Source organism: Isoptericola sp. NPDC060257 (assembly GCF_042726645.1).
GTDB lineage: Bacteria > Actinomycetota > Actinomycetes > Actinomycetales > Cellulomonadaceae > Isoptericola > Isoptericola nanjingensis.
The window spans coordinates 1-25,930 of sequence record NZ_JBHXAW010000021.1 but is presented as its reverse complement, the minus strand read 5'-3'; the positions used below and the strand labels follow the sequence as shown (position 1 = coordinate 25,930).

The 25,930-nt window shown below is 75.6% G+C and carries 20 protein-coding genes and 1 pseudogene; 6 read left to right on the top strand and 15 right to left on the bottom strand.

What is annotated here, in order from left to right; genetic code table 11:
• Positions 1–146: 146 nt before the first annotated feature.
• Positions 147–1,562: an LVIVD repeat-containing protein gene (locus ACFWEK_RS03445; protein ID WP_430553104.1), complete on the bottom strand. Its 1,416-nt coding sequence runs from the start codon at positions 1,560–1,562 to the stop codon at positions 147–149.
• Between the two features lie 157 nt (positions 1,563–1,719).
• Between ACFWEK_RS03445 and ACFWEK_RS03440 the strand changes: the two genes are divergently transcribed.
• Entirely contained in the window at positions 1,720–2,445 is a 726-nt protein-coding gene (locus ACFWEK_RS03440) for a DUF305 domain-containing protein (RefSeq protein WP_430553103.1), read from the top strand.
• Positions 2,446–2,454: 9 nt separating this feature from the next.
• Here the strand turns inward: ACFWEK_RS03440 and ACFWEK_RS03435 are convergent, their stop codons facing one another.
• The 3 genes from ACFWEK_RS03435 to ACFWEK_RS03425 all read right to left on the bottom strand — a co-directional run bounded on the left by ACFWEK_RS03435 (position 2,455) and on the right by ACFWEK_RS03425 (position 6,848).
• Positions 2,455–3,333, bottom strand: coding sequence for a LysR family transcriptional regulator (locus ACFWEK_RS03435; RefSeq protein WP_430553102.1), 879 nt, complete (start codon positions 3,331–3,333; stop codon positions 2,455–2,457).
• Between the two features lie 352 nt (positions 3,334–3,685).
• On the bottom strand, positions 3,686–5,920 hold the full coding sequence (locus ACFWEK_RS03430; protein WP_430545079.1) for a SpoIIE family protein phosphatase: 2,235 nt from the start codon (positions 5,918–5,920) through the stop codon (positions 3,686–3,688).
• Positions 5,921–6,020: 100 nt separating this feature from the next.
• Positions 6,021–6,848, bottom strand: a complete 828-nt coding sequence (locus ACFWEK_RS03425; RefSeq protein ID WP_430544594.1) for a type II CAAX prenyl endopeptidase Rce1 family protein — start codon at positions 6,846–6,848, stop codon at positions 6,021–6,023.
• A 92-nt stretch (positions 6,849–6,940) separates the two neighbouring features.
• Between ACFWEK_RS03425 and ACFWEK_RS03420 the strand changes: the two genes are divergently transcribed.
• Positions 6,941–8,728 carry a SpoIIE family protein phosphatase gene (locus tag ACFWEK_RS03420; RefSeq protein ID WP_430553101.1) on the top strand — a complete coding sequence of 596 codons (1,788 nt, stop codon included), beginning with the start codon at positions 6,941–6,943 and terminating at the stop codon, positions 8,726–8,728.
• A 56-nt stretch (positions 8,729–8,784) separates the two neighbouring features.
• Here the strand turns inward: ACFWEK_RS03420 and ACFWEK_RS03415 are convergent, their stop codons facing one another.
• The 8 genes from ACFWEK_RS03415 to ACFWEK_RS03380 form a co-directional block, all read right to left on the bottom strand.
• Positions 8,785–9,819 carry a WxL protein peptidoglycan domain-containing protein gene (locus tag ACFWEK_RS03415; protein WP_430553100.1) on the bottom strand — a complete coding sequence of 345 codons (1,035 nt, stop codon included), beginning with the start codon at positions 9,817–9,819 and terminating at the stop codon, positions 8,785–8,787.
• 7 nt (positions 9,820–9,826) lie between these two features.
• Positions 9,827–11,506 (bottom strand): HtaA domain-containing protein, encoded by a 1,680-nt coding sequence (locus ACFWEK_RS03410; RefSeq protein WP_430553099.1) that lies wholly within the window; start codon positions 11,504–11,506, stop codon positions 9,827–9,829.
• 79 nt (positions 11,507–11,585) lie between these two features.
• Positions 11,586–12,971, bottom strand: a complete 1,386-nt coding sequence (locus ACFWEK_RS03405) for a hypothetical protein (RefSeq protein ID WP_430553098.1) — start codon at positions 12,969–12,971, stop codon at positions 11,586–11,588.
• Positions 12,968–14,227, bottom strand: coding sequence for a hypothetical protein (locus ACFWEK_RS03400; RefSeq protein ID WP_430553097.1), 1,260 nt, complete (start codon positions 14,225–14,227; stop codon positions 12,968–12,970). The genes ACFWEK_RS03405 and ACFWEK_RS03400 overlap by 4 nt, the downstream gene beginning before the upstream one ends.
• A complete protein-coding gene (locus ACFWEK_RS03395) occupies positions 14,224–15,042 on the bottom strand; it encodes a heme ABC transporter ATP-binding protein (RefSeq protein WP_430553096.1) in 819 nt (272 codons plus the stop codon). The genes ACFWEK_RS03400 and ACFWEK_RS03395 overlap by 4 nt, the downstream gene beginning before the upstream one ends.
• The gene (locus ACFWEK_RS03390) at positions 15,039–16,145 is read right to left on the bottom strand and encodes a FecCD family ABC transporter permease (RefSeq protein ID WP_430553095.1); all 1,107 of its coding nucleotides are present in this window, start codon (positions 16,143–16,145) and stop codon (positions 15,039–15,041) included. Before ACFWEK_RS03390 ends, ACFWEK_RS03395 begins: the two co-directional genes overlap by 4 nt.
• Entirely contained in the window at positions 16,142–17,317 is a 1,176-nt protein-coding gene (locus tag ACFWEK_RS03385) for a hemin ABC transporter substrate-binding protein (RefSeq protein WP_430553094.1), read from the bottom strand. Before ACFWEK_RS03385 ends, ACFWEK_RS03390 begins: the two co-directional genes overlap by 4 nt.
• Positions 17,318–17,491: 174 nt before the next feature.
• Positions 17,492–18,139 carry a heme oxygenase (biliverdin-producing) gene (locus ACFWEK_RS03380; protein WP_430544603.1) on the bottom strand — a complete coding sequence of 216 codons (648 nt, stop codon included), beginning with the start codon at positions 18,137–18,139 and terminating at the stop codon, positions 17,492–17,494.
• A gap of 183 nt (positions 18,140–18,322) precedes the next feature.
• Here ACFWEK_RS03380 and ACFWEK_RS03375 point away from each other — a divergent pair, with 183 nt between their 5' ends.
• Both ACFWEK_RS03375 and ACFWEK_RS03370 read left to right on the top strand, forming a co-directional pair.
• Complete coding sequence (locus ACFWEK_RS03375) at positions 18,323–18,952, top strand: DinB family protein (protein ID WP_430553093.1); 630 nt, start codon at positions 18,323–18,325, stop codon at positions 18,950–18,952.
• Positions 18,949–19,371 (top strand): VOC family protein, encoded by a 423-nt coding sequence (locus tag ACFWEK_RS03370; RefSeq protein ID WP_430544605.1) that lies wholly within the window; start codon positions 18,949–18,951, stop codon positions 19,369–19,371. The genes ACFWEK_RS03375 and ACFWEK_RS03370 overlap by 4 nt, the downstream gene beginning before the upstream one ends.
• Positions 19,372–19,405: 34 nt before the next feature.
• Here ACFWEK_RS03370 and ACFWEK_RS03365 read toward each other — a convergent pair whose 3' ends face one another.
• Positions 19,406–19,930, bottom strand: coding sequence for a hypothetical protein (locus ACFWEK_RS03365; RefSeq protein ID WP_430544606.1), 525 nt, complete (start codon positions 19,928–19,930; stop codon positions 19,406–19,408).
• Positions 19,931–20,083: 153 nt separating this feature from the next.
• Here ACFWEK_RS03365 and rlmC point away from each other — a divergent pair, with 153 nt between their 5' ends.
• Positions 20,084–21,349, top strand: coding sequence for a 23S rRNA (uracil(747)-C(5))-methyltransferase RlmC (gene rlmC, locus ACFWEK_RS03360; RefSeq protein WP_430553092.1), 1,266 nt, complete (start codon positions 20,084–20,086; stop codon positions 21,347–21,349).
• A gap of 131 nt (positions 21,350–21,480) precedes the next feature.
• Complete coding sequence (locus tag ACFWEK_RS03355; RefSeq protein ID WP_430553091.1) at positions 21,481–23,100, top strand: M20/M25/M40 family metallo-hydrolase; 1,620 nt, start codon at positions 21,481–21,483, stop codon at positions 23,098–23,100.
• 72 nt (positions 23,101–23,172) lie between these two features.
• Here the strand turns inward: ACFWEK_RS03355 and ACFWEK_RS03350 are convergent, their stop codons facing one another.
• Positions 23,173–24,636, bottom strand: a complete 1,464-nt coding sequence (locus ACFWEK_RS03350; RefSeq protein ID WP_430553090.1) for a zf-HC2 domain-containing protein — start codon at positions 24,634–24,636, stop codon at positions 23,173–23,175.
• A 191-nt stretch (positions 24,637–24,827) separates the two neighbouring features.
• Positions 24,828–25,930 (bottom strand): annotated as a pseudogene (locus tag ACFWEK_RS03345) (hypothetical protein); the annotation flags it as partial.

The following is a 25,930-nucleotide window of genomic DNA, read 5'->3' as shown; positions in this document are numbered from 1 at the left end:
CCCAGCCGAGCGCCGACTGCGCCTCGGACGGCAGTCCGGCCGGGGACCCGGTGACGCTGCACTCGATGCCGGCCGCGCTCAACACGCCTTGTGCACCGGCGAGTTCGGCGCCGTCGACCCTCCCGGCCGCTGCCGGGCTCAGCGACTCAGAACTTCTGCTGCATCTGCGGGTTGAGCGACCTGAGGTCGGTCTTCGCCTTCCCGTCGATCCGGTCGTCGATGTCGAACGTGTCGAAACCGATCCCCAGGTCGTTCGAGTAGGCGTAGCCGTTGTACCAGTAGGTCGACCAGGTGCCACCGCTGGAGATGCCCGCGCCGCGGTCGAACCAGGCGAGCTCCCGCGGCTTCTTCGAGTTGGTGAAGTCGAACACCGAGACGCCGCCCTGGTACCAGGACTGGACCATGAGGTCCTTGCCCTTGACCGGGATCAGCGAGCCGTTGTGCGCCACGCAGTTCTCGGTGGCGTCGTTGATGCGCGGGATCTTGTAGTAGCTCTGGAACACGAGCTTCGTCTCGTGCTTCCCGCCCTTCTTCCGCTCCTTCTCGATGTCGTAGATGCCGTTGGCACCGAGCTCCGGGGCGTACTCGCCGGTGCAGGTCGCCAGCCCGCCGCCGCCGAGCTCGTCGGTGAAGACGACCTTGGTCGCGTCGTTGTTGAAGGTGGCCGAGTGCCAGAACGCGAAGTTCTCGGTGTCCCGGACCGTGCTGATCACCTTCGGGTGGGCACGGTCCTTGATGTCCATGAGGATGCCGTCACCCATGCACGCACCCGCCGCGAGGTCCTTCTGCGCGTACGTGGTGATGTCGTGGCAGCCGGACGTCGCCGAGGCGCGCCGGTCCGGGTCGCCCTCGTAGCCGCCCTCCGGGAAGAGGTTCGGCGTGCCCACGAGCGTGGCGGCCGCCGGGTTCTTCACGGGGATCTTCACGACCGAGATGATGTCGTGCGGCGGCTGGCAGTCGGGGTAGGTCGAGCTCGGGCTGTACGACGAGACGTAGACGTACAGGTCCTTGCCGTTCTTGCTCGGCGCCAGGGAGTGGGTGTGGGAGCCGCAGGCCGTCTCGACGGACTTGACGTACTCGGGCTCCAGCGGGTCGGAGATGTCCCAGACCTTGATGCCCTCCCAGGCGTCCTTCTCCGTCGCGGGCCGGGTCGTCGAGGCGCACGAGTCGTCGCTGCGCGACGAGTCGGTGGAGAGCACCAGGACGTCGCCGTAGACGGAGATGTCGTTCTGCGAGCCCGGGCAGTACACCTGCAGCGCCTGGACGGGCTCCTCCGGGTCGGAGAGGTCGTACACGGTGAAGCCGTCGTAGTTGCCCGCGAAGGCGTACTTGCCCTGGAACGCGATGTCCGAGCCGGTGCCCTGCAGGGCGCCGTTCTTCGGGTTGTTGCTGAGGTGCTCGATGTTCGACGACGCCACCTCGCCCGGCGGGACGTCGGGCTCGGGGGCGTCGGACGCCGACGCGGGGGCCGCGAGCCCCAGCGCCCCCGCGACCAGGGTCAGCGAGAGGGCGACACCGGCGACGCCTCTCGTCCGTGAACTGCTCGTCCGTGAACTCCGCATCCGTGGACTCCTCTTCCGTGAACTCAGGGTTGGACGACGCGCAAGCGCCACACATCGTTGTGTTGGTCACACTGAGTGTTGTCTGGAAGCATCCTCCCCACCAGGTGTGCGGGCATCTTTTTACGCCGTGGCAACAACCTCAGGAGAGGATCTTCCGGTGACCACAGACCCCCGGATCCGTCGGACGGGCTGCCGTCGCGCCGCCCTGACCTGCGTCGTCGCGCTCGCCCTGGGGCTCTCCGCCGGGTGCACCGCCGAGGAGCCCGCGCCGGTACCGACGCCGTCGTCTGCCGTTCTCGCGCCGGGGAAGCCCGGCGAGCCCGCCGAGACCATCGCCCCCGAGGACTACGAGGGCATGGGCGACGCCGACGTCGTCACCGAGGCCGACGCCGACTTCATGACGCGGATGATCGGCCACCACGCCCAGGCCGTGGAGATGGCGCAGCTGGTCCCCGAGCGGTCGGGGTCGGCGCCGCTCGCGAAGTTCGCCGACCGCATCCGCCTGACGCAGGACGGCGAGATCGACTACATGAGCCGCTGGCTCGAGGACCAGGGACTCCCGGTGCCCGCGGTGGCGACGGCGTCGGCCGCGCCGTCGGACGGGAGCGGGCCGCGCGCCCCGCAGGCCCACGACCACGGCTCCATGCCCGGCATGCTGACCGAGGCCGAGATGACGGCCCTGGCGGACGCCGACGGCACCGCGTTCGACCGGCTGTTCCTCGAGGGCATGATCAAGCACCACGCGGGCGCGCTGGAGATGGTCGACGACCTCAGCGCCGCCGGGCGGGACGAGACGGTCCAGGAGTTCGCCGCGAACGTGGCGGCGGACCAGATCGCGGAGATCGACCGGATGTCCCGGCTGCTCGACGAGCTCCCCGGCTGACGGGTCGGCTCACTCCTCGCGGGCGACCTCCGCGACGAAGGCCCGCAGCGGCGGGGTCGCGTCGGAGGAGCGCCATACCAGCGCCCAGCGCACCGCGGGCGCGCCGTCGAGCGGGAGGTACGTGACGCCCGGCCACGGGAAGTAGCGGCGGCCCTCGTCGGGCACCGGGCACACCACCTTCCCCGCGGCGACGAGGGCGAGGATCTCCTGGTAGGTGGCGGCGGCCGGTCCGCGCGGGACCTCCCGCCCGGCCGGCGTCCGCTCGGGCAGGACGCCGGCCAGCCATGCCGGCGGCGCCGCCCCGCGGACCGCGGGCACGGCGTGCTCGGCGAGCGCCTCGACGTCGACGCGCCCCGCCGCCGCGAGCGGGTGGTCCGTCGCCACCAGGAGCCGCAGCGGCTCGGACCGCAGCACGGGTCCGACGGTGAGGTCGGGCTCCTCGACGGGGAGCCACGTCGTCAGGAGGTCGACGTCGCCGCGCCGCAGCGCGGCGAACGGGTCGCTGAAGACGACCTCACGGAAGCGCAGCTCGACGTCGGGGTGCCGCGCCCGGAACCGGGCGAGGTCGGGCTCCAGCTCGTGCGCCTGCCCGCCCATGAAGCCGAGCGTCAGCGTGCCGGCCACGCGCCGCGCCGCGGCCGTGGCGGCGGCGACGGCGGCGCCGATGCCCTCGTACGCGGGACGCAGGCCCGCGCGCAGCACCTCCCCCACCGCGGTGAGCTCGACCTTACGGCTGGTGCGCTCGAACAGCGCCGCCCCGACGGCCCGCTCCTGCTTGCGGATCGACTGGCTCACGAGCGACACCGAGACGTGCAGCCTCTCCGCCGTCCGGCCGAAGTGCAGCTCCTCCGCGAGGGTCAGGAAGATCTCGATCTCACGCAGCTCCACGCCCCGTCGCACCCCTCGCCGCCGTGCCCCCTCGGCCCGGGGCGACCGATCGTTGACCCGGGGTGAACGAGCGTAGCCGGATCGGCCGTTGATCCGTGCCGGGGCCGCGGCGAGCCTGGGAACGCCCGCGAGGGCCGACCGCACCACGCCCAGGAGGACCACCATGCGCCCACCCGTCGCCGCCCAGCACGGCTCCTCGAACGCCCGGATCGACGGCGGCCCGCGCCGGCACGATCGCCCGCTGCACCGGCCCGCCCCCGCGCGCCGCCTGCCGCCGGCGTCGGTCCGGCGGCGCCGCCGGACCGCGAGCGCGAGCGCGCTCGAGCGTGAGGACGACGACGGGCGCCCGCCGTCAGCCGCGGCCCAGGGCCGTCACCATGAGCATCGTGGAGTCGTCGTCGGACTCGAGCCCGGCGAGCTTGTGCTCGATGACCTCGAGGTCGCGGGTGAGCCCCACGGTCGAGCGGAGGTCCTCCAGCCGCTCCAGGATCCGCGTGCCACGCCGCTCCACGAGGCCGTCGGTGTAGAGCAGCAGGGACTCGCCGGGCGCGAGGTCGACGCGTCCCGCGCGCACGGTCTCGCGCATCGCCCCGACCGGCGGGTTGCGGACGACCTCGACCAACCGCGCGCCGTCCGCGTCCGCGACGACGGGCGGCAGGTGCCCGGCGCAGACGTAGTCGACGCCGCCCGAGCCGGTCTCGGGGTCGACGTCGAGGATGCCGACCAGCAGCGTGGCCATGTCGTCGGTGAGGAGCGTCCGGGCGAGGCGGTCCAGGCCGGCCGCCGCCGTCGCGACGTCACGGTGCTCCAGCAGCAGGGAGCGCAGGCCGTTGCGCAGCTGGGTCATCGCCGACGCGGCGGGCAGCCCGTGCCCGGCGACGTCCCCGATGACGAGGGCGGTGCGGCCGTCGGGCAGCTCGAACGCGTCGTACCAGTCGCCCCCGACCCGGCCGCCGTCCGCGGGCCGGTAGCGGGCCTCGAGCCGCCACCCGGGCACGGTCGGCAGCTCCGCCGGAAGCGAGGAGTGCTGCAGCACCAGCGCCGCGCCCAGGTCGGGCCGGGACCGCCGGTACAGGAGCTCGACGACGGTCCGGCGCGCCACGAGGGCCGCACGGACGTCGTGGTCCGACCAGGGCTCGCAGGTGCCGTGCACGGCCTCGCGCCACGCCGCGAACGACCGTCGTGGGCTCACGCGCACGACCGCGCCGCTCTCGTCCCGGTCGACCGTCTTCTCGTGCGGGTCGCCGCCCCACGTGACCTCGCGCGCGACCTCGCTGCGGAACAGGGCGAGCAGGTCCCCGTCGGGCAGCGGGGCGACAAGCGCGCCCGCGACGTCGCCCAGCCGGTCGGCCAGCTCCGGGTGCTCGGCCCGCAGGTCGTGCGACGCGTACACCGGCTCCGTGCCGCCGTCCTTCCGGGGCCGCGCCGTCCGCCGCACGACGTCGACCACGGCCTCGGGCTCGTCCGGGACCAGCCCGACCATCGCCGTCGCGTCCCCGGTGCGGACCATCGCGCCGTCGGCCCCGAGGATCCGCAGCAGCCCCGGCTGCGCGACGGCGTCGGCCACCGGGTCGTCCTCCGCCCGGACCAGCGCCTCGAGCGCACGGGAGACCTCGCGGGCGTGCTGCGCGTCGTCCGCGGCGGCACGCACCACCATCTGCAGGGACAGACCCGCCGCGAGCGCCTCGGCCGCCGCGCGGACCTCGAGCGACGGCGTGTGCGGGCCGGCGACGTGATGGCACGCGACCATCCCCCACAGCCGCCCGCCCTGCAGCAGCGAGATCGACATCGAGGCGGCGACGCCCATGTTCCGCAGGTACTCGACGTGCACCGGCGACACCGCGCGCAGGCCGGCGAACGAGAGGTCGGTCGGCTCTCCGGCGGCCGGCAGCAGCGCGGGCACCAGGGGCCGGGGCACGGACGCGACGTCGTGGATGAGGCGCAGCCAGCTCTTCTCGTAGAGGGCGCGCGCCTGGGGCGGGATGTCGCCGGCCGGGTACCGGTGGCCGAGGAAGGGCTCGAGGTCGGCACGCCGCGCCTCGCCCACGACCTGGCCGTGGTGGTCCTCGTCGAACCGGTAGACCATCACCCGGTCGAAGCCCGTCACCTCCCGCACCCCGCGCGCCGTGAGGTCGTACAGCTCGTCCAGCGAGCCGGCGGTCGCCGCCTGCCCGAGCACGGTGTACGCGGCGCGGTACGGCTCCGCCGGGTCGGCGGCCTGGTCCGCGAGCGGCTCGAGCTCGACGACCACGGCGCCCTGCGGGTTGCGGTGGGTCGACGCGACCCACGTGCGGCCGTCCAGCGTCACGCGCCGAAGACCGTCCGCGAGCGGCCCGCCCTCGGTGACGTCCTCGAGCCGCAGGGCCGCCACGGCCTCGGCGCCGATCACGGCGGTCAGGGGCCGGCCGAGGACGTCGGCCGGCTGCGGGCCGAGCAGCTCGGGCAGCGTGGCGGAGGCCTGCACCACCACGTCGTCGTGCAGCACGAGCAGCACCCCGCGGGGCTGCACCGTGCCGGGCACGTGGATGGGTTCCGCGGCGCAGGTGTCGAGAGCGTCGTCGTCCGGGCCGTGCTCGGGGTCCTGCATGTCGTCCACACCCGTCCGGGCTCGATCGTGCTCAGCTGCCGCGTCTTGGCATGGGCGCACCCTCCCACAGCGGGGCGCACGCGCCAAACAGCGCCCTGCCTCAGGGCGCGGTGACGAAGACGTCGAAGAGCTCGGGGTGGTGGCCGTGCACCAGCACGGCGAAGACGACGGCGTCGAACAGCAGATGCACGGTCACGACGTACGGGAGGCTCTTGTAGCGGGCGAAGATCCACCCCTGCACCAGGGCGAACGGCACGGTGAGCAGCGGCCCCCACTCGCGGTAGCCGAGCTCCCACAGGAAGGACACGAAGATCACGGCCTGCAGCCCGTTCGCCGTCCACAGCCCGAAGTGGCGGCGCAGCAGCGCGAACACCGTGCACACGAAGAACAGCTCGTCCCAGATGCCGACGGCGTTGACGCCGACGAACAGCCGGGCGACGTCCTGCCCGCTCTCGAGCTCCGGCCAGTTGAGGTAGGCACCGGAGCCCAGGAAGTACCAGGGCAGCACGAGGTAGCCGACCGCCACCACGACGACGAGGTAGACATACTGCCCGCGCGACCAGCGCCGGCCCGTCGCGACGGGGAACCGCACCGCCCCCGCGCCGTCGTCGTCGCGGAACCAGTACCGCGACGCCGCCCACGGCACCAGCACGGCCAGCGACAGCACGACGGCGAACCGCGCCATCCCGGCGTCGGACAGGTCCGCCTCGAGGGAGATCGTCGAGATGATGCCGAGCGCGACGGCGATCAGCGCGAGGTCGCGGCCCAGCCGCCGGTCGACGAGCAGGCCGAGCGCGACGCCGGCCACGAGCGGCACGTAGGCGAGCGGGCGCACGTGCACCGCGAACAGCAGCACGGCCGACGCGGACACGAGGGCGGCGGCCAGGATCCGCGGCAGCGCGGCGGGGGCACGGCGGGTGACGTCCATCGTTCGGCGAGGATATCCGGCGGCCTGCGTGGAAGAATCCGGGGCATGGTCGCGGGTCGCGGAGCGCAGAGCCGTGCCGGGGGCGCGCGCCCGTGACGTCTCGATCCTTCGACAGGACGGCCCCCGCCCAGGACGCCCCGACCGCCGGCGCCGTGCAGGCGCTCGTCGCGGCCGGGCTCGCGCGGCCGATCGCCGACGAGTCGTTCGACCGCTTCGCACGGCTCGTGCAGCGCCAGGTCGACGTCCCCACGGCCCTCGTGACCCTCGTGCTCCCGGACTCGCAGGTGTACCCCGGCGCCCTCGGGCTGCCCGACCCCTACCAGGCCACCCGGCGCACCACCCTGACCGAGCCGTTGTGCGGCGAGACCGTCCGCACCGGCCAGCCCCTGGTCGTCGAGGACCTCCGCGCCGACCCGCGCTTCGCGAGCCGCGAGACGGTCACCGAGCTCGGTATGGGGTCGTACGCGGGTTTCCCGATCTTCGACCGGCACGGCACCGCCGTCGGCACGGTGTGCGCGCTGGACACCGAGGCGCACGCGTGGAGCGCCACGGACCTCGCCACCCTGGCCGACCTGGCCGCCGCCTGCACCGCCGAGCTGCGTCTGCGCCTCGAACGGCAGCGCGCGCACCGCATCCAGCAGGTGGCGGTGCACGCCACGCGCCGCACCCGCATGCTGCTCGACCTCACCGACAGGTTCGCCGCCGCGACCACCCTCGACGAGATCGTGGACGCGCTGCGCACGTCGGGCCCCGGGCTGGGCACCGTGTGGGCCGCGCTCGCGCTGGCGGAGCCCGGCGGGTCCGGCCTCACCCTCGTGGAGCGCGACGGCGCCTACCCCTACCTGCCGCGGCACTGGCGTCTCGACGACCCGGCGGTGGCGGCCGTCGCCCGCGCCCGCCGGTCCGCGTTCTACCGGGACGGCGCGGCCGCCCTGCGCGCCCAGCCCACCTGGGAGCCGTGGATCGACCCGTCGCTCGGCGGCCTCGCGCTGGTGCCGATGGTGGTGGACGACCGGCTGCTCGGCGTCGTCGTCCTACTGTGGCGCGGCCCGCACGAGCACGACGACGAGAGCCGCCGCACGGCCACCACGCTCGCGTCGTGCGTGGCGCAGGCCCTGGTGCGCATCCGCGTGCTGGAGGACCGGCACCGCGTGGCCACCACGCTGCAAGCCGCGATGCTCACCGACCTGCCCCGCGTGCCGTACCTGGAGCTCGCGTCGACGTACGCGTCCGCGACCCGCACGGACAAGGTGGGCGGCGACTGGTACGACGCGGTGGAGCTCGACCCGCGCTCGACCGTGCTGATGATCGGCGACGTCACCGGGCACGACATGCAGGCCGCCGCCCGCATGGGCCAGCTGCGCGCCATGCTGCGCACCCTCGCGTGGTGCCAGGACGCCCCGCCGGCGCGGCTCCTGCGCGAGCTGGACCGCGCCAACCGCGGGCTCGGGCTGACGGCCAGCGGCACCGCCGTCGTCGCACGCCTGGACCGCACCGGCCGCGGCGAGCCGGGCAGCGGCGACGACCGGTGCCGGCTGTGGTGGGCCAGCGCCGGGCACCCGCGGCCGGTCGTGCTGCGCGCCGACGGGAGCGTGCACGAGCTCGACGGCCGCCCCGACCTCATGCTGGGCGTCGACCCGTCGGTCGTGCGCCGCGACCACGCGGCCGAGCTCGGCCCCGGCGACACCCTGCTGCTGTACACGGACGGTCTCGTGGAGTCGCGCACCGCGACGTTCGCCGCCCGCGCCGCGGACCTGCGCGCCGTGCTGGCGGACCTGCACGGCAGCACGACGGCGGAGCTGCCGCAGCGGCTCGTCGACCGGATGGTGCACGGCCAGCAGCGCGACGACGTGGCCGTGCTCGCCGCCCGGGTCCGCTGACCGCCGAGGTAGTACGGAACCTGCCGAGGTAGTAACGGACCGCGCGGGTTTAGCCACTACCTCGCGGGGCTCGGTACTACCTCGCGGGTGCGGCGGGACCGCCACAGCGGCCAGCCGACCGCGGCAGCGACGACGAGGACGACGACGCCGAGCAGCGCCCAGGGCACGGCCCAGCCCGCGGCGGTGCCGGTCGCGGTGGTGGCACCGCCACCGCCGACGCCGACGACGAGCCCGTCGGCGCGGACGTCGGCCGCGACGCGGAACGTCGGGCGCACGCCGTCGACCTGGACGGTGCGGCGCACGACGGCGCCGGGCAGCAGCTCGTCGGCCGGCTCGCCGCCGGCGACGGCGCTCGCGCCCGGCCCGGTGAGCCGGACGGTCTCGGTCGGCACCACGCGCGCGTTGCCGGTGTTGGCGAGCGTGTAGGTCACGGTGGCGCGCGCCGCGCCCACCGGGTTGGCGTTCGGGTGCACGACGACGTCGACGTCGGACACCGCGAGGCCCGGCGCGAGGGCCCCGCCCACCCGGGCGTGCACGCGCAGCGCGAGCCGGCGGTCCACGCTGAGCGCGCCGTCGCCGACCTGCTGGCGGAGAGAGGTCACGACGCCGCCCGCGTGGTCGCCGGGGGTGGCCTCGTCGGGGACCCGGAGGGCGAAGGGGACGTCGGCCGACTCCCCCGGCTCGATCGTCACCGTGCCGTCGTCGCCGGCGTCGAGCGCCAGCCACGACCCGAGGTCGGCGGGCTCCTGGTCGGCGGGCAGCAGGTCGAGGTGCCCGCTCGGCGTGGTGACCGCGTCGGTCCCGTAGACCGACAGCTCGAGCGGCGCGGCGGAGCGGTTGGTGACGACCAGGACGTCGCGGACCTGCTCCCCCGGCTCGACGTCGTAGGCGAAGTTGGCGCGCCCGGCGCCCTGCGCCCCGTCCTTCGGGGCGAGGGACCAGGTGAGGTCGTCGGTCGCGGCGTGCGCCGCCGCCGGGGCGGGCAGGACGAGGGCCGCGACGGCGACCGCGGCGGTGGCGAGGACGGCCGCCGCCGCGGCGCGCGCCCGGGACGGGGCGCGCCGCGACGACGGGCGGTGGTGCGTGCTCACGGGCAGGTCAGCCCACCGCGGTGAGGGTCAGCACGCCGGTGTAGTCCCCGGCCGGCGTGGACAGCGGGATGCTCAGGTCGAGACCGGCGTCCACGGCGACCGAGCCGGCCGCGTGCCCCTCGGGTGCGGAGACGAGCGTCGCGCCGCCCTTGAGCCCGGAGCCGGAGCCCGCGACGACCTCGGCGCCCGCGACGGCACCCCCGGTGTTGGCGCCGAGCGCCGGCGTCCAGCCGAGGGCGGAGCCGCTGAACGACCGGTTGCCGGCGAAGAAGTCCGTCACCGTGCCAGTGAGGCTCCACGCCGGGCTGCCGGCGCGCGTGTCGGTGACGGTGACGCGGCGCAGGTCGCCGCTCGCGGTGAAGGCCGCGTCGCCCTGCGTGGCGGTGCCGAGGCTGACCGCCCCGCCGGACGCGATGGTCCACGTGAACTCGCCGGGCTCCGGCTCCACCGGGCCACCGCCGTCACCCTCGGGCACCGTGACCTCGACGTCGACGTTCTCGCCGTCGCCACCGGCGGGCGTGAACGCCACGGGCACGGCGAGCTCCTGCGCGGCGTTGGCGGCCGCGCCGCCCGCGGCGTAGGTGTACACGCCGTAGACGCCGTCGGCGTCGTCCGTCTTCACCTGGAGGTCTGCGGAGAACGTGCCGTCCTCCTTCAGCAGCACGAGCTGGTCGGCGACGTTCGGGTTGGACGCCTTGAGCTGCGAGTACGACGGCTCCGGCAGCGCCCACTTCTGGCTGACGACCGTGCGTGCCGACGACGCGACGCCGTCCGACGGCCGCCAGTCCTGCGCGAACTTCCCGAAGACGACGTACACGCCGGTCGGCTGGCCGGTGGTGATCGGCGGGCGGGTGGCCGTGTTGGCGGCCGGGTCGAAGCCGCTGCCCGTCACGGTGAGGGTGCCGGTCGTCGCGGGGTCGAAGCCGTCGCTCTTCGAGAGCGACACCGCCGGGTTCCAGGTCTGTGCGGGGGCCGCGAGGTCCGCCGTGACCGTGAGGTCGTCGAGCTCGGCGCCCGCCTGGAGGAAGTCCTGCAGCGCGGACGCGCCGGCCGCGGTGAGCGTCACGCCGTCGGCGGTGACGGAGACCTGGTCGCCCGACACGTCGACGGTCGTGGTGGCGACGTCGCCGAGGACGACGTCGTCGCCGCCGTAGGTGCCCGGCTCGTAGTCCAGGTTGTTCTCCGGGATGACGACGCTCAGGTCGCCCACGACCTTCCCGACGCCGCCCGTGACCTCGATGCCCACGTTCTCGACCGTGACCGTGAAGGCGTGCGACGGGAAGTGGAACACCGCGCCGCCGGAGGTCTCGACGGCGAGGTCGTCGGCGTCCGTGACGCTGCCGCCCGTGACGGGCAGCAGGTAGGGCAGCGTCTCGTTCGGCGGCGTCGTGTCGACGGTGGCGGCGGGGGTGCCGTCCACGTCGAACGTCGCCGGCTCGACGAGGGTGATGCGCTCGCCCACCGGCACCGCGCCGACGGGCGGGAGGGCCGCGGTCTGGAGCCCGACGTAGCGGCGGAAGCTCTCGCGGAAGCCCCACGAGGCGCTGCCGCTGTCCGCGACGACGTCCCGCGGCTCGGCGGCCTGGGCGGCGGGCGCCGCGACGAGCGCGGCCCCGAGCCCGACGGCGAGCGCCCCGGCGCCCGCGACCAGCCGGCCGTACCGGGCCGGACCGAAGGTCTTCGACATGTCTGTTGTCCGTTCGTTCGTGAAGGGAGGGGAGGTGGGGTGGGGCGGGGGTCTGAGCGGCCGCTGGGCGCGCTGCCGGCTAGGGCCGGAAGGGCAGCACGAGCCAGCGTCGGCGGAAGCCGACGACGGCCCCCGACGCGGCGAGCAGCAGCCCGGTGGTGGCGACGGCGAGGCGGTCGGTTCCGGTGCCGTCGGCGGTGCGGAGGAGGTCGGGCACGAGCGGTGCGGCCGCGCCGCCGAGCGTCGCCGCCTGCACCGCGGGGAACGCGGTGAGCGGGGCCGCCGCGAGCGTCGCTGCGCCGGGCGGGCGGGGCGTGGCGGGGCCGGCGGCGCCGAGCCCGCCCGGTCCGCCGAGCGCGTCGGTCCCGGGGCCCGGCGCACCGGCGGGGCCGGACGCGCCGCCCGACGGGCCGGGACCGGCAGGCGCGGACGAGCCGTCGCCCGCGCCCGCCCCGGTGCCGGACCCCGTGCCGACGCCGCTCACCGGCGGCGTGCTGCCGATGCTCTGCGCGGCGTCGAAGCTCACGCCGACGACGGCGGGCGGCTTCGCGGCGTCGCGGTGCCCGGAGGAGTACCAGTACGAGGCCTGCCCGGTGCGCTGCTGGAAGTCGACGAGGCTCTGCGGGAACGCGCCCCAGCACGACCCGGCCGGGTCCTGGCGCACCTGCGCGGCGCTGCTGCCGACGTCGGCGCGCACCCCGCAGTACGCGGGCCGCAGGAACCCGCCCTTGCTGCCGGTGAGCTTCTCGCCGTCGAACTGCGCCAGCGTCACCCGCGTCGCGGGCAGCCGGCCCCACCGCGTGACGTCTTCCCGGTCGGCGGCGTACCCGCCGGCGGTCGCGGTGAGCGTGCCGTCCCCGTCGGCGTCGAGCCGCAGCACCGGGTCGCCGGCCCACCAGTACGTCATACCGCCGTAGAACACGACCGTGAACGAGCCGGCCCAGCGGATCTCCACGGACCCGTCGGCGGCCCGCGTCCCCCGGCCGCCGGCCAGCACGACCTCCGCGCCGGTGGTGGTGGAGAGCGTGACCTGCTCGCCGGTCGGCCCGGTGCACCGGGTGCCGAACGTCGCCTGCCGCTGCGTCGCGGCGGCGCCCGTGCCGACCGTGCGCAGCACCCGCACGTCCCCGGCGCGGCCGTGGTAGAGCGCCGCGTCGCCGTCGTCCCAGATCCGGCTGCCGCCCGTGTTCCCGTCCGTGCCCGGCGTGCCGGCCATGAGGAAGTTGCAGCCCACGTAGTTGCCGGAGCCCGCCTCGGTGTTCACGGCCCACCGCAGCTCGGCGTCGGTCAGCGTCGCGGAGCCGCCGCCGTCGCCGTCGCCGTCCCCGTCGCGCTGGGGAACGGTGACGGTGAGGGGGATGACGTCGTCCGGGTCGTCCGCCGCGAGCGCCGGGGCCGGGGGGACGGCGAGGAGCGCGAGCAGTGCCGCCGCGCCGAGGGCCGCGCGGGCGCGGCGCGCGCTCACGGCCGCACCTCCGCGGCGCGGGCCGCACGGCGTCGCCGCGCGGCGGTGACGGCGGACGTCACGACGAGCAGCAGGAGCAGCAGGGCGGCGGCGCCGACGGCCAGCTCGGCGGGGCTGTACGCCAGGCCGGGCGGCCCGGCGCTCCCGGCGCCGCCGTCTGCGCTCGCCGCCGCGACCAGGGCGTCGGCGGCCTCCGCCTCGGCGGGGTCGCGCGTGACGGTCACCTCGACCTCGGGCTCCCGCCCGGACGACGCGCCCGTCAGCCGGAGCACGTGGGTGCCGAGCCGCAGGTCGGACGGCAGCTCGAGCAGGCCCGCCACCTCGCCGTGGGTGCCCGCGCCGAGCGGGCCGACGGCGAGCACCCCGTCGTCGAGGGTCGCGACCACCTGCTCCCCCGGCTCGAAGCCCTGCCCGGCGAAGCTCAGCACCCGGCCCGCCACGGCCGTCGCCCTGTCCACGCCCACGGTGGCCTTGCCGGGCAGCTCGGCCTTCGCGCCGGCGCCCGACGAGGTCCCGCCGTCTGCAGGCGCGGCCTCACCCGAGGTCCCCTGCGCGCTCTCGCCCGGAGTCGCGCTCTCGCTGCCCGGGGCGTCGTCGCCGGATCCGCCAGAACCGCCGGAGCCGCCGTCCCCGTCGGTGCCGGAGGCCGTGGGCGCGTCCGCACCGTCGAACGACACGGGCGTGAACGACTCGTTGGCAGCGTTCGCGACGCCGTGCGCCCCGATGGTGATGACCCCGCACCGCACCTGCGTGCAGTCCACGTCCACGGCGCTGCCGGACCGGTCGACCGTCTGGAAGCGCGCGCCGGGCACGACGAGCTTCGCGGACCACGAGCCGTCGGCCGCGATGGTGCCGCCGTTGGCCTCGGCCGCGGTGCTCGACCCGGGGAACGCCACGAAGCGCTGGTAGCCCGCGTTCTCGACGGCCTCGGAGTCGGGCACGTACCGCAACGTCTCGCCGGTGGCCCCGCCCGCGCTGGGCCGCCACGACCCGCCGGACGGGTCGGACACCCAGCCGAACAGCACGTAGACGCCGCCGAAGGCGTTCTTCACGGACTGGAACCCGCTGCCGTGCAGCGTGAGCGTCGTGGGGCCGTCGGCGGCGGCGCGCGCGGCGCCGTCCAGGCCGGAGACGGACACGCGCGCCGCGGCCTGCGCGGTCGGGGCGGTGGCGACCAGCGTGCCGGCGCCGAGGGCCACGGTGAGCAGCAGCGCCAGCAGCGCCGAGAGACGGGCGGCGGGACGGGTGGGGTTCATGCGAGGTCCTCGGCGAGCGTGGGGAGCGGCGCGCCGTGCCGGGGCAGCACGAGCAGCGACCCGGTGACGGGGTGGGGCAGCACGTCGACGGGGTGGTCGTAGACGTCGGTGAGCAGCGCGCCGGTGAGCACGTCGGCGGGCGCGCCGTGCGCGGCGACGCGGCCGCCCGCGAGCACGAGGACGCGGTCGGCCCACGCCGCCGCGAGCGCCAGGTCGTGCAGGACGACGACGACGGCGCCGCCGGCGCGCGCATGGTCGCGGGCCCGGGCCAGCACGCGCTCCTGGTGCCGGACGTCGAGTGCGGCGGTGGGCTCGTCGAGCAGCAGGAGCCGCGGCTCCTGGGCCAGCACGCGGGCGTACGACGCGCGCGACCTCTCGCCCCCGGACAACGTCGGGTAGCGGCGCGCCGCGAGGTGCGTGACGTCGGCGTCGGCGAGGGCGTCCGCGACGACGAGGTCGTCACGGTCCTCCGCGTCGGTGCCGCGCCAGGGCGCCCGGCCCATGCGCACGACGTCGACGACGCGGAACGGGAAGCTGACCTGGTTCTCCTGCAGCAGCACGCCGCGGTGGCGGGCGAGCTCCGCCGGTCGGACGGACGCGACGGGGGCGCCGTCGAGCGTCACGGTGCCCTCGTCGGGCCGCCGGTCCCCGGCGAGCACCGACAGCAGCGTCGACTTGCCCGCGCCGTTCGGGCCGACGACGACGAGCACCTCGCCGACGAGCACGTCGACGTCGACGGCGTCGAGCAGGGTGGCGCCGTCGGCGCGCCCGTCCACCCGCACGGTGGCGCCCCGCACCTGGAGCAGCGCGCTCATGACCAGCCCCCCGCCTGCCGGCGGGTGCGCCGCACGAGCCAGAGGAAGAACGGCCCGCCGACGAGCGCGGTGAGCATGCCGATCGGCAGGTCCGCGTAGGGCACGGCGGTGCGCGCGACCAGGTCGGCGGCAAGCAGCAGGACGGCGCCGCCCAGCGCGCTGGCGGGCACGAGCACGCGGTGCCCGGGGCCCACGGCCATGCGCACCAGGTGCGGGACCACCAGCCCGACGAACGAGATGATCCCGCAGAACGCGACGGCCGCGGCGGTGAGCAGCGCGACCACGACGACGGCGACGACGCGCAGGCGCTCGACGTCCACCCCCAGGTGCCGGGCGGAGCGCTCCCCGAGGGCGAGCAGGTCGAGCCGGCGCGCCGTCGCGCCCGCCGCGAGGAGCCCGACGACGACCAGCGGCGCGACGATCGCGACGTACGCCCACCGGGTGCCGTTGAGGGACCCGAGCTGCCAGAAGATGATCTGCTCGCGCTCCTGGGTGTCGCCCAGGAAGGTGAACAGGGCCAGCACCGCGCCGCACACAGCGTTGATCGCGACGCCGGTGAGGACCAGCGTCACGACCTCCGTGCGCCCGCCGGAACGGGCGAGCGCGTAGACCGCGAAGGTCGCGACGAGCCCGCCGAGGAAGGCGGCGCCCGCCGTCGTCCAAGGACCCGCGACGCTCACGCCGAGCACGATGGTCGCCGACGCCGCGACGGCCGCGCCGGACGAGACGCCGACGACGCCCGGCTCGGCGAGCGGGTTGCCGAACACGCCCTGCATGAGCGCGCCCGCGGCGGCGAGGGCCGCCCCCACGAGCATCGCCATGACCACGCGCGGGAAGCGGATCGTCCACAGGGCCGCGTACCCGTTCGGGTGGGAGGGCTCCGGCCCCAGCTCGAGGCCGAGGCCCCGGGCCAGCCCGCCGAGCACCTCGGCGGGCGGGATGTGCAGGTGCCCCGAGCCCGCCGCGACCACGGCGAGCGCCAGCAGCGCCGCCGTCAGGCCGCCGAAGAGCCAGGCCACGCGAGCGGGGACGGCCGGGGGCAGCGGTGCCGGGTCGGCGTCGGGCAGGGCCGCGCGCGGGGCGCGCGGCGCGGTCGCGGTCACCCGTGGCTCCCGGCGGCCGGGCCCCCGGTGGAGACGCTCGTGGGCGCCAGGCTCTCGGGGGCGTACAGCGCGCGGGCGAGCGCGTCGAGCACGGCGGCCGTCTCCGGGCCGAACGCGAGGATCTGCGAGTCGTCCATGGCGACGATGCGGCGGTTCCCCCCTGCCGGGGTCTGGGCGAGGGCCGGCAGCCGCTCCAGGAGCCCGTCGACCCCGCCCGCGGACTCGAGGCCCTTCGACATCATGAGGAGCACGTCGGGCTGCGCGGCGACGATGCCCTCGTCGTTGACGGGCCGCATGCCCTGCCAGCCGATCTCGGACGCGACGTCGACGGCGCCGACCGACTCGACCAGGGAGTCCGCGCCGGAGCCCTCGCCGAACAGGTAGTAGACCCCGGCCTGGCCGCGCACGTAGAGGAAGGCGACGCGCAGCCGGTCGTCCTTCTCCGGCGGCGCGAGCTCCGCGATCTGCGCGACGACGTCGTCGACCTCGGCCTGCGTGCGCTCGGCGAGCTCCGCGCCCTCCTCGGGGACCCCGAGCGCCTCCGCCACGGACCGCACGAGGTCGCCCGACGTCTCCACGCTGCGGTGCGGGTCGAGCACGACGACGGGGATGCCGGCGTCACGCATCTGCATGAGCACGTCCCACGGACCGAGCGTCGTGTCGGTGAGGATCACCGTGGGCGCGAGCTCCAGGACGGCCTCGCCGGTCAGCTCGTGGCCGTTCGCCGTCACCAGCGGCAGGTCGGCGATCTCGGGGAAGGTCGAGGAGGTGTCGCGACCCACCACCCGGTCGCCCAGGCCCAGCTCGAAGACGGTGCGTGACAGGGTGCCGTACAGGTCGAGGGCCAGGATCCGGCTCGTGTCGGTGACGGCGACCTCGGTGCCCTGGGCGTCGGTGACGGTGACCGGGAGCTGTGGCTGCGGGTCGTCCGCGACGGGGACGACGGGCGTCTCGGCCGAGCGCGCGACCGTCTCCCCGGTCCACTCCCGCGGGTCGTCGAGCACGTCCAGCTCGGACAGCGGCGTGGTGTCCACGGCGGCCGCCTGCTCGACGACGCCGCCCGGACCGAGGGCGGTGCAGCCCGTGAGGACCAGCGCGACCAGCGGTGCGACCAGCAGCGCGAGCGGGGCGGCGAGGGCGCGGCGGGCGTGCCGGACCGGGCGGGAGGACATGCGGGGTTCTCTCCTTGGTGGGGCGGCCGCCGAGAGGGGGCCGGGCCGGACGCGACCTCGCGCCGGAGTCCTGCTGAGGCATGCCTAACTTAGGCGAGGCTGGCCTTAGTTGTCACGCGCGAGGCAGGCGTCGACCCGGGTGATCCACGTCACCCGGGCCCGCGCCCGCGGGGGTCAGGGGTGCGCGACGCCCAGCTCGACGAACATCGCGCGGTTGAGGCGGAACGCCTCCTGCGCCTCGGAGACGGCGAGCGCGACCTCGGTGTCGTCGAGGTCGAGCCCGTCGAGGCGCTCGCGGTACACGTCCTTGAACGGCTTGGCCTTGGGGATCTCGGGGAAGTCGTAGAACTCCAGGCCCGCCGCGCCCATGCCGTAGTGGCGCTGCATCATCCGCTGGATGACCTGGCCGCCCGAGAGGTCGCCGAGGTACCGCGTGTAGGCGTGCGCCGCGTAGCAGGCGACGTCGCCGCCGACGGCGTCGAGTCGCGCGACGTAGCGCTCGGTCGCGGGCAGCGCCCGCACGACGTCGCGCCAGCCGGCGCCGTACAGGTGGGCCAGGTCCCGCTCGATGGCGGGCACGCGGGTGAGCTCGTCGAAGACGAGGGCGGCGCCGCGCTCGTCCTGCCGCATCCGCTCGCTCGCCCGCTCGAGCGCCGTGTAGACGGCGAGCTGCTGCGCGGCGAGGTCGGCGTACGCGGCGACGTCGAGCCCGCCCGACAGGAGCCGTTCGACGAAGCCCTCGGACTCCGCCTGCGAGTGCTCGGCGCGTGTGCCCTCGCGCAGTCGGGTCGAGAGCGCGGTCACGTCCGCGAGCACCGTCATGGGACCTCCAGCATCGGGTGTCGTGCCAGGCCATGGACGACCGGCAGGTACCGAGGTAGTGACAGCTCGTCACGACCTGGCGTCACCATAACAGCCGAAGTAAGGGTTGCCTACCCTGATCTTGCACGGTGGTCGGCGGGACCCGTCGCGCGGACTGTCGGTGCCGCCCGGCAGGCTGGGCCGATGACGACGAGCGAGCTGCCCCCGGACGCCAAGACCGTGCTGCACCGCTACCTGCGCGGTGCGCGCGAAGCGTTGCTGTGGAAGGTGGAGGGGCTGTCGGAGCGAGAGGCACGGATGCCACGCACCCCGACCGGCACCAACCTCCTCGGGCTGGTCAAGCACGCGGCCACGGTGGAGATCGGCTACTTCGGCGACGTCTTCGGCCGCCCCTGGCCGCGTCCCGAGGACGCGCCGTGGCTGGCCGCGGCCGACGCTCCCGACGCCGACGCGGACGCGCTCCAGGCGGAGTTCTTCGCCACCGAGGACGAGTCGGTCGAGCAGATCGTCGGCCTGTACCGGCAGGTGTGGGACTTCGCCGACGCCACCATCGACGCCCTGCCGCTGGACGCGCCCGGGCACGTCTGGTGGTGGCGCGAGGGGAACCGCGACGTCACGCTGCACCAGATCCTGGTGCACGTCTCCACCGAGCTGAGCCGGCACGCCGGGCACGCCGACATCCTCCGGGAGGAGGCCGACGGCGCCGTCGGGATGCGGGCCGGCAACGACAACCTCGCCGACGGCTTCGACTACGCCGCGTTCACCACCAGGCTGCGCGGCATCGCCGAGCAGTTCCCCGGGGCCGCCCGATGAGCGCCCCGGACGTCCCCACGATCCGGCAGGTCGTGCTCGACACCACCGACGCGCGCCGGCTCGCGGAGTTCTACCGCGAGCTGTTCGGGCTCGCGTACCGCGCCGGCGACGAGCCACCCGGCCCCGGGCAACCGGACGAGCGCGGCGCCGACTGGCTGGTGCTGCGGAACCCGGGCGGCGTGCCGCTCGCGTTCCAGCAGGTGGCGTCGCTGCCGCCGACCACCTGGCCCGACGACGGCGTGCCGCAGCAGCTGCACCTCGACGCGACCGTTCCGGACGTCGCCGCGCTGGACCGCCAGCACGAGCGCGCCCTCGCGCTCGGTGCGCGGCTCCTGCTCGACCGGTCCGACGACCCGGAGGAGCCGCTGCGGGTCTACGCCGACCCGGCGGGCCACCCGTTCTGCCTCTTCGTGGGCTGATCCGGGGCCTCCGGGCCGAGCCGTGCGGAGGGGCTCAGCCCCAGGAGTCGCAGCCCCAGCCGTCGCCGTCCGCGTCGAGGCGGTGGTAGTCGGTGCTGCCGACCCAGACCTTCTTGCGGACGTCGGAGCAGTCGAGGTCCGGGCCGGGGTAGTTCCACGGGCCCTTCACGTACGCGCGCACATAGTCCGTCGCGCGGTCGGCCGCGAGGTTGTACTGACCGGCGTACTTGACGACCCACGTGCCCGAGCGCGACTGCGAGTGCTTGTAGCTGTAGGCGCCCTTGCTGTTCGTCTTGAGCGTGGTGATCCGCACCGGCTTCGCGTCACCCGCCGGGTCGAAGTACACGGCGAGCTTCTTGCCGGCACTCGGCACCACCCAACGCCCGGCCTTCTTGTACTTCAGCGTGCCGGACATGGTGACCGTGCCGCCGACCGCGACCGGCTCCGGCTTGGCGTTGAGGGTCAGGCTGGTCGGGTAGACCGTGGCGGCCTGCGCTGGCAGGGCGGCACCGAGGCCGACGACGGCCGCGACGAGCACCACGACGATGCGACGGAGCATGGGAGGGCCTTTCGACGAGTCGGGTCCGGGAAGCGTACGGTCGTCGGCCCACCCCGACGGTCGTCGCGGCCTCGTTTCACCCGCTCTCGTGACGAGCTTCACCCGAGCGCTGCCATGGGCGACAGCAGGCCCGGGCCCGGCGACAATAGACCCGTGCAGTGCCCCCACTTCGACGCCGGCCGCTGCCACTCGTGCACCCTCCTCGCGACGCCGTACCCCACGCAGGTGGACGAGAAGGTGGCGCACGTGCGCGCGCTGCTCGGCTCCGCCGTCCCTGAGGCCCGCATCGACTGGCTCCCCGCCGTCACCGGCCCGGAGTCCGGGTTCCGCAACAAGGCGAAGATGGTGGTCAGCGGCACCGTCGAGGAGCCGGTGCTCGGCATCCTCGGGTCGGCGGCGGGCCCGTTCGCCGGCCAGGGGATCGACCTCACCGACTGCGGCCTGTACCCGCCCGCGCTGCAGGAGTCGTTCCCCGTCCTGGCCGCGCTGATCACGCGGGCGCGGCTGCAGCCCTACGACGCGACCTCGCCGTCGCGCGGGGCACGCCGCCGCGAGACGCCGCGCGAGTCCGCGTGGCGGGGCGAGCTCAAGCACGTGCTCGTGACCCTCTCCCCGGACGGCGAGCTCATGGTGCGGTTCGTGCTGCGCAGCCAGGAGCCCGTGGCGCGCCTGCGCAAGCACCTGCCGTGGCTGCTCGACGAGCTGCCGCAGGTCGCCGTGGTGAGCGTCAACGTCCAGCCGGTGCACGCCGCCGTCCTCGAGGGCGACCTGGAGATCGTGCTCACCGAGCGGCACGCGCTGCCGATGCGCGTCGGCGCGGACGGCATCACGCTGCACCTGCGCCCGCAGAGCTTCTTCCAGACCAACACCGCCGTCGCCACCGCCCTGTACGCGCAGGCCCGGGCGTGGGTGGACGAGGTGGCGCCCGCGTCCCTGTGGGACCTCTACTGCGGCGTCGGCGGCTTCGCGCTGCACTGCGCCGCCCCCGGGCGCGCCGTCACCGGGATCGAGATCTCCGCGGAGGCCGTGACGAGCGCGGGCGCCACCCGCGACGGGCTCGCCGCGCTGCCCGCGGACGCCGTCGTCGCCGGGCACGACGCGGCGTGGTGGGCCGACGCCGTGGCCGGCGTCCGCTTCGCCGCCGGCGACGCCACCGAGCTCGTGCCCGGGTCCCCGCGCGACGGCGTCGCCCCCGAGCTGGTGGTCGTCAACCCCCCGCGGCGCGGCATCGGCGCCGACCTGTCCCGCCGGCTCGAGGAGTCCGCCGTCGGGCACGTGCTCTACTCCAGCTGCAACGCCGTCACGCTCGCCGAGGACCTCGCGCGGATGCCCTCGCTGAGTCCGACCCGCGCGCGCCTGCTCGACATGTTCCCGCAGACCAGCCACTACGAGGTGCTCGTCCTGCTCGAGCGCGGCTGAGGGACGTCGCGCCCCAGGGGTTTCCTGCAGCGCCTCCCGGGCCTACGCTCGCGCCAACCGCACCCCGCAGCGTCGCGCCGTGCGTCGTGAGCCCGACCCGGGCGCGCGGGGTCACCACCAGGAGGTCGACCGTGAGAACAAGGACGTTCAGCACGGCCGTCGCGACCGCAGCCCTCGGCGGGCTCGTCGTCGCGGCGTCCCTCACCCCCACGGCGACGGCGGCACCCGCCGTCGCCACCGGCCGGCACGGCACCCACGTGCCGGGCCCCGACCTGTCGAAGAAGGTCACCGGCGAGCGTGTCTTCCGGCACCTCGAGGCGTTCCAGGAGATCGCCGACGACAACGACGGCAACCGCGCCGCCGGCACCCCCGGCTACGAGGCGTCTGCCCGGTACGTCGAGAAGACCCTGCGCAAGGCCGGATACCAGCCGGAGCGGCAGTACTTCGAGTTCGACACCTTCGACGTGCTCGACCTGTCCGTCACCGTCCCCGGCGTCGAGTTCGACCCCGTGCCGATGACGTACTCGACGTCCACGCCCGACGACGGCGTCACCGCGGCCGCGGTGCAGCCCGCGATCGCCGACGGCTGCCCGGCCAGCGACGACCCCGAAGCACCCCACGACGACTCGTGGGCCGGCGTCGACGCCACCGGCAAGATCGCCGTCGTGCAGCGCGGGGCGTGCGCGTTCGCCGCGAAGGCGCTCGCGGCCGGTGAGGCCGGCGCCGCCGGGCTCATCATCTACAACAACACCGACGGCGCCCTCAACGGGACGCTGGGCGAGCGCAACGACGGCTACGCGCCCACCGTGGGCGTCACGCAGGCGGAGGGCGCGGCCATCGTCGCGGCGATCGAGGCCGACCCCGCGCTCCAGGTCTCGTTCGACCTCCAGGCCGTGATCGGCACCGCCGAGACGTTCAACGTCATCGCGGAGACGAAGCGCGGGCGGCACGACAACGTGGTCATGCTGGGCGCGCACCTCGACAGCGTGCCGGAGGGCCCGGGCATCAACGACAACGGCACCGGCTCGGCGGCGATCCTGGAGACCGCGGTCCAGCTCAACAAGAAGAGCGCCAAGCTCAACAACGCCGTGCGGTTCGCGTGGTGGGGCGCCGAGGAGCTCGGGCTGGTCGGGTCGGCGCACTACGTCGACGACCTCGTGACGAACGACCCCGAGGCCCTCGACGACATCGCGACCTACCTCAACTTCGACATGGTCGGCTCGCCGAACTACACGATCGGCGTGTACGACGCGAACGAGTCGACGTTCCCCGCCCCGGTCGAGGTACCCGAGGGCTCCGTCGCGACCGAGGCCGTGTTCACGGACTACTTCGACGGGATCGACCAGGCGTGGGTGGACTCGGAGTTCTCCGGCCGCTCCGACTACGACGCGTTCATCAGCAACGGCATCCCGGCCTCCGGCCTGTTCACCGGCGCGGACGCGATCAAGACGGAGGAGGAGGCCGCGATCTTCGGCGGCGTCGCCGGCGAGGCCCTCGACCAGAACTACCACTCCGCGGGCGACGACCTGTCGAACGTGAGCCTCGAGGCGCTGGACATCATGTCCCGCGCGATCGGGCACGCCGCGCAGCAGCTGGCGTGGAGCACCGAGGCCGTCAACGGCGTCGAGCCCGGTCGGCCGGGCCACGGCCACGGCCACGGTCATGGCCACGGTCATGGCCACGGGAACGGTCATGGCCACGGCCACGGCGGGGGTCACCACCGCGGGGCGCACGGCTTCGCCACGCGCTGACCTCAGCCGACCTGCACCGCACGCCGGTCGAGCCCGTCGGGATCCGGTCCCGGCGGGCTCGACCTGCGTCGGTCAGCAGGACCAGATCCACGCCGGCCAGTTGTAGGTGCGCTTGACGGTCACGCCGGGGTCGACCCCCGGAGGCGCCTCCACCGTGACCGTCAGCTCGCCGACGTCGTTGCGCCACGACGCCACGTACCAGCCGCCGTCGCACTGCTTGGCCCGGAGCCAGCGGCGGTCCTCGGCGACCTTGACGACGGTCGCGTCCGGGTCGGTCGTCGTGACCGCGTCGACGCCGCGCAGACCGGACGTGGTGACCGTGACCGTCGTCCGCACGGGGGTCGGCGTCGGGGTGGGCGTGGGCGTCGGGGTGGGAGTGGGGGCCGTCGGCGTCGAGGTCGGCGTGGAGGGCGACGGGCTGGGCGACGTCGTCGGCGAGGGGCCGGCGGAGCCGGACGGCGCCGGGGACGGCGTCGGCTCGGTCTCCGGGTCGCTGGGCTGCGGCGACGACGGCGGCGTGCCCGGCTGGGTGCCCGGTGGCGTGGCCGGAGGCGGCGTGGTCGGCGTGGTGCCGGGCGTCGTCGGCTCGGTCGTCGGGGCCGTCGTCGGGCCGTCGGTCGCCGGTGGTGCCGAGGGGTCCTCGGACGGAGCCGGCTCGGCGGAGGTGGACGCGCTCGGCTCGGGCCCGGGCGGGGCGTCGGGCGAGGCCGTGTCGCCGGGCCCCGGGGCGGGCGCCGCTGCCGACGACGTCGGACCGGGCACGGGCGGAGCCGCCGCAGGCCCGCCGGCCCCGCCGCTCAGGGCCACCGCGACGGCCGCGACCGCGACCCCCGCCACGGTGCCCGCGCCGATCATCCCGGCCTTGCCGAGCTGGCCCAGCCGCAGCGCGAGGGCCCGCACCCACTCCCAGGCCGCGAGCAGCGCGGCCCCGACCGGCCCGGACCACGCGACCGCCCCGGCGCCGGTCGTGCCGGCGCCGAGTGCGCCGACGACCACGGGGGCGCCCGCGACGGCCCCGGCGGCCGTGCCCGCGAGCAGCAGGGGGCCGGCGTCGCGCACCGCCCAGCCGGCCTCGCGCACGTCGACGAAGGCACGCATGCAGCCCTGGCAGCCGAAGAGGTGCGCCTCGAGCACGGTGCGGCGCGGGGGCGACAGCCGGTGCCGCACGTAGGAGTGCAGCGACTGCCGCGTGTCGAGGCAGCCGGGCGGGCACGCACGGGCGTGGGCCGCGGCGAACGCGGCGCCGAGCCGCTCCTCGGCCTGGCGCAGGCGGCGCAGCACCGCGCGGGCGTGCATGCCCAGCTCGGTGGCGATCGCCGAGACCTCGCGGCCGACGACGTGCCTGTCCCACAGCAGCCGCTGGTCGTCGTGGGGCAGCGTCGCGAGCACCGTGCGGAGCACCGCGGGGTCGACCGTGCCGGCGGCCCCGGGGGCGTCGTCGCGCCCGTCCGCCGCGGCCGCGGCGCGCATCTTCCGGATGGCGTCGTCGACGGCGCCCCGGCGCGCGGGCGCGTCGCCGTCGTGGATCGCGGTCACGCGACGCCCCCGTCCTGCCGATGCTCGTGGGTGCCCGTCGTCGCGGGCCGTCCAGGGCGCGCGGCACGGGCGCGCCGGGGGACATGATCGCAGCGGCCTACGGGGCGATGGCAAATCCCCTGCCCCGAGGGGGGCGCAGCGTGGTGACGCCCGCCGGGGCCGCGGAACGGTCCGCTAACCGGCACTTCTGGCTACTCCGTGGGCGGGTCGGTCTCGTCCGTGGGCTCCGGATCGGGGGTCGCGGTCGGCGTGGTCGGCGGGGTCGCGGAGTCCGTCGGGGTCGGCGTCGGCGCGGGCTCCTCCGTGGGCTCCTGCGCGGGCTCCGACGGTTCCGTGTCGGAGGGCTCGGGGTCGGGGTCGCCGGTCGACGTGCCGGGGTCGTGCGTCGACGGATCCGACGTGGACGACCCGGACGACCCTGTCGACGGGGAGCTCGACGACGAGGTCGGCTCGTCGTCGCGCCCGGCCGACGACGTGGGCGACGTGGACGGGTCGGACGTCCGGGCGTCGGCGTCCGACGACACGGTCGGGGAGGGCTCGCCCGACGGCGTCGCCGACGGGTCCACGGACGGCGTCGGCCCCGCGCTCGGGCCGTCCTCGCGGGAGGCCGGCGACGGGGTCGCCCCGGGCGACGTCGCGCCGGCGGGCACGGTCCCCACGAGGGTCGCCCCCGGAGACGAGCCGGTCTCAGGGGCCGCGGGCGCCGCGTCGCCGCTGCCGAGCGCGATCGCGACGGCCGCCACGGCGACGCACGCGACCGTGCCCGCGACGATCAGCCAGCTCTGTCGGCGCGCGGGCCGCGGGGCGGCGCCCGCCACAGTGCCGGACGCCATGTCGGACGTCGCGTCGGACGAGGTCTCCGCGGCCGCCACGACCGCGACCGCGACCGCGGGAGGGTGCCACCCGCCCGCAAGCAGCCGCGGCCCCGCGTCCCGCAGCGCCCAGGCGGGCTCACGCACGTCGACGAACGCCCGCAGGCAGGCGGCGCAGTCCAGGAGGTGGTCCTCGACCCCGGTCTCCTGCCCGGCCGCGAGCCGGCCCTGGACGAGGTCGAGGAGAGCACGCCGCGTCCCGGCGCAGCCCGGCGGGCAGCACGGCGCGTGCGCGTCGGCGAGCGCGGTCGCGAGGGCCTGCTCCGCCTGCGGGAGGAGGCGGGCCGCCGCGCGGGGGTGCGTGCCGAGCGCGGCGGCGACGGCGGACGGCTCCTGCCGCTGCACGTGCGTGGCCCACAGCAGGCGCTGGTCGTCGGGCGAGAGGGTCGCGAGGGCGGTGCGCAGCACCTCGGGGTCGGCGG

What these genes read in the sequence shown, in the direction of transcription:
- ACFWEK_RS03385 (WP_430553094.1), bottom strand. Translation starts at nt 17,317, where the DNA reads ATGTCCTCCCGCCCGGTCCGGCACGCCCGCCGCGCCCTCGCCGCCCCG.
- ACFWEK_RS03400 (WP_430553097.1), bottom strand. Translation starts at nt 14,227, where the DNA reads ATGAACCCCACCCGTCCCGCCGCCCGTCTCTCGGCGCTGCTGGCGCTG.
- ACFWEK_RS03425 (WP_430544594.1), bottom strand. Translation starts at nt 6,848, where the DNA reads ATGGACGTCACCCGCCGTGCCCCCGCCGCGCTGCCGCGGATCCTGGCC.
- ACFWEK_RS03410 (WP_430553099.1), bottom strand. Translation starts at nt 11,506, where the DNA reads ATGTCGAAGACCTTCGGTCCGGCCCGGTACGGCCGGCTGGTCGCGGGC.
- ACFWEK_RS03365 (WP_430544606.1), bottom strand. Translation starts at nt 19,930, where the DNA reads ATGCTCCGTCGCATCGTCGTGGTGCTCGTCGCGGCCGTCGTCGGCCTC.
- ACFWEK_RS03380 (WP_430544603.1), bottom strand. Translation starts at nt 18,139, where the DNA reads ATGACGGTGCTCGCGGACGTGACCGCGCTCTCGACCCGACTGCGCGAG.
- ACFWEK_RS03370 (WP_430544605.1), top strand. Translation starts at nt 18,949, where the DNA reads ATGAGCGCCCCGGACGTCCCCACGATCCGGCAGGTCGTGCTCGACACC.
- ACFWEK_RS03430 (WP_430545079.1), bottom strand. Translation starts at nt 5,920, where the DNA reads ATGCAGGACCCCGAGCACGGCCCGGACGACGACGCTCTCGACACCTGC.
- ACFWEK_RS03445 (WP_430553104.1), bottom strand. Translation starts at nt 1,562, where the DNA reads ATGCGGAGTTCACGGACGAGCAGTTCACGGACGAGAGGCGTCGCCGGT.
- ACFWEK_RS03395 (WP_430553096.1), bottom strand. Translation starts at nt 15,042, where the DNA reads ATGAGCGCGCTGCTCCAGGTGCGGGGCGCCACCGTGCGGGTGGACGGG.
- ACFWEK_RS03375 (WP_430553093.1), top strand. Translation starts at nt 18,323, where the DNA reads ATGACGACGAGCGAGCTGCCCCCGGACGCCAAGACCGTGCTGCACCGC.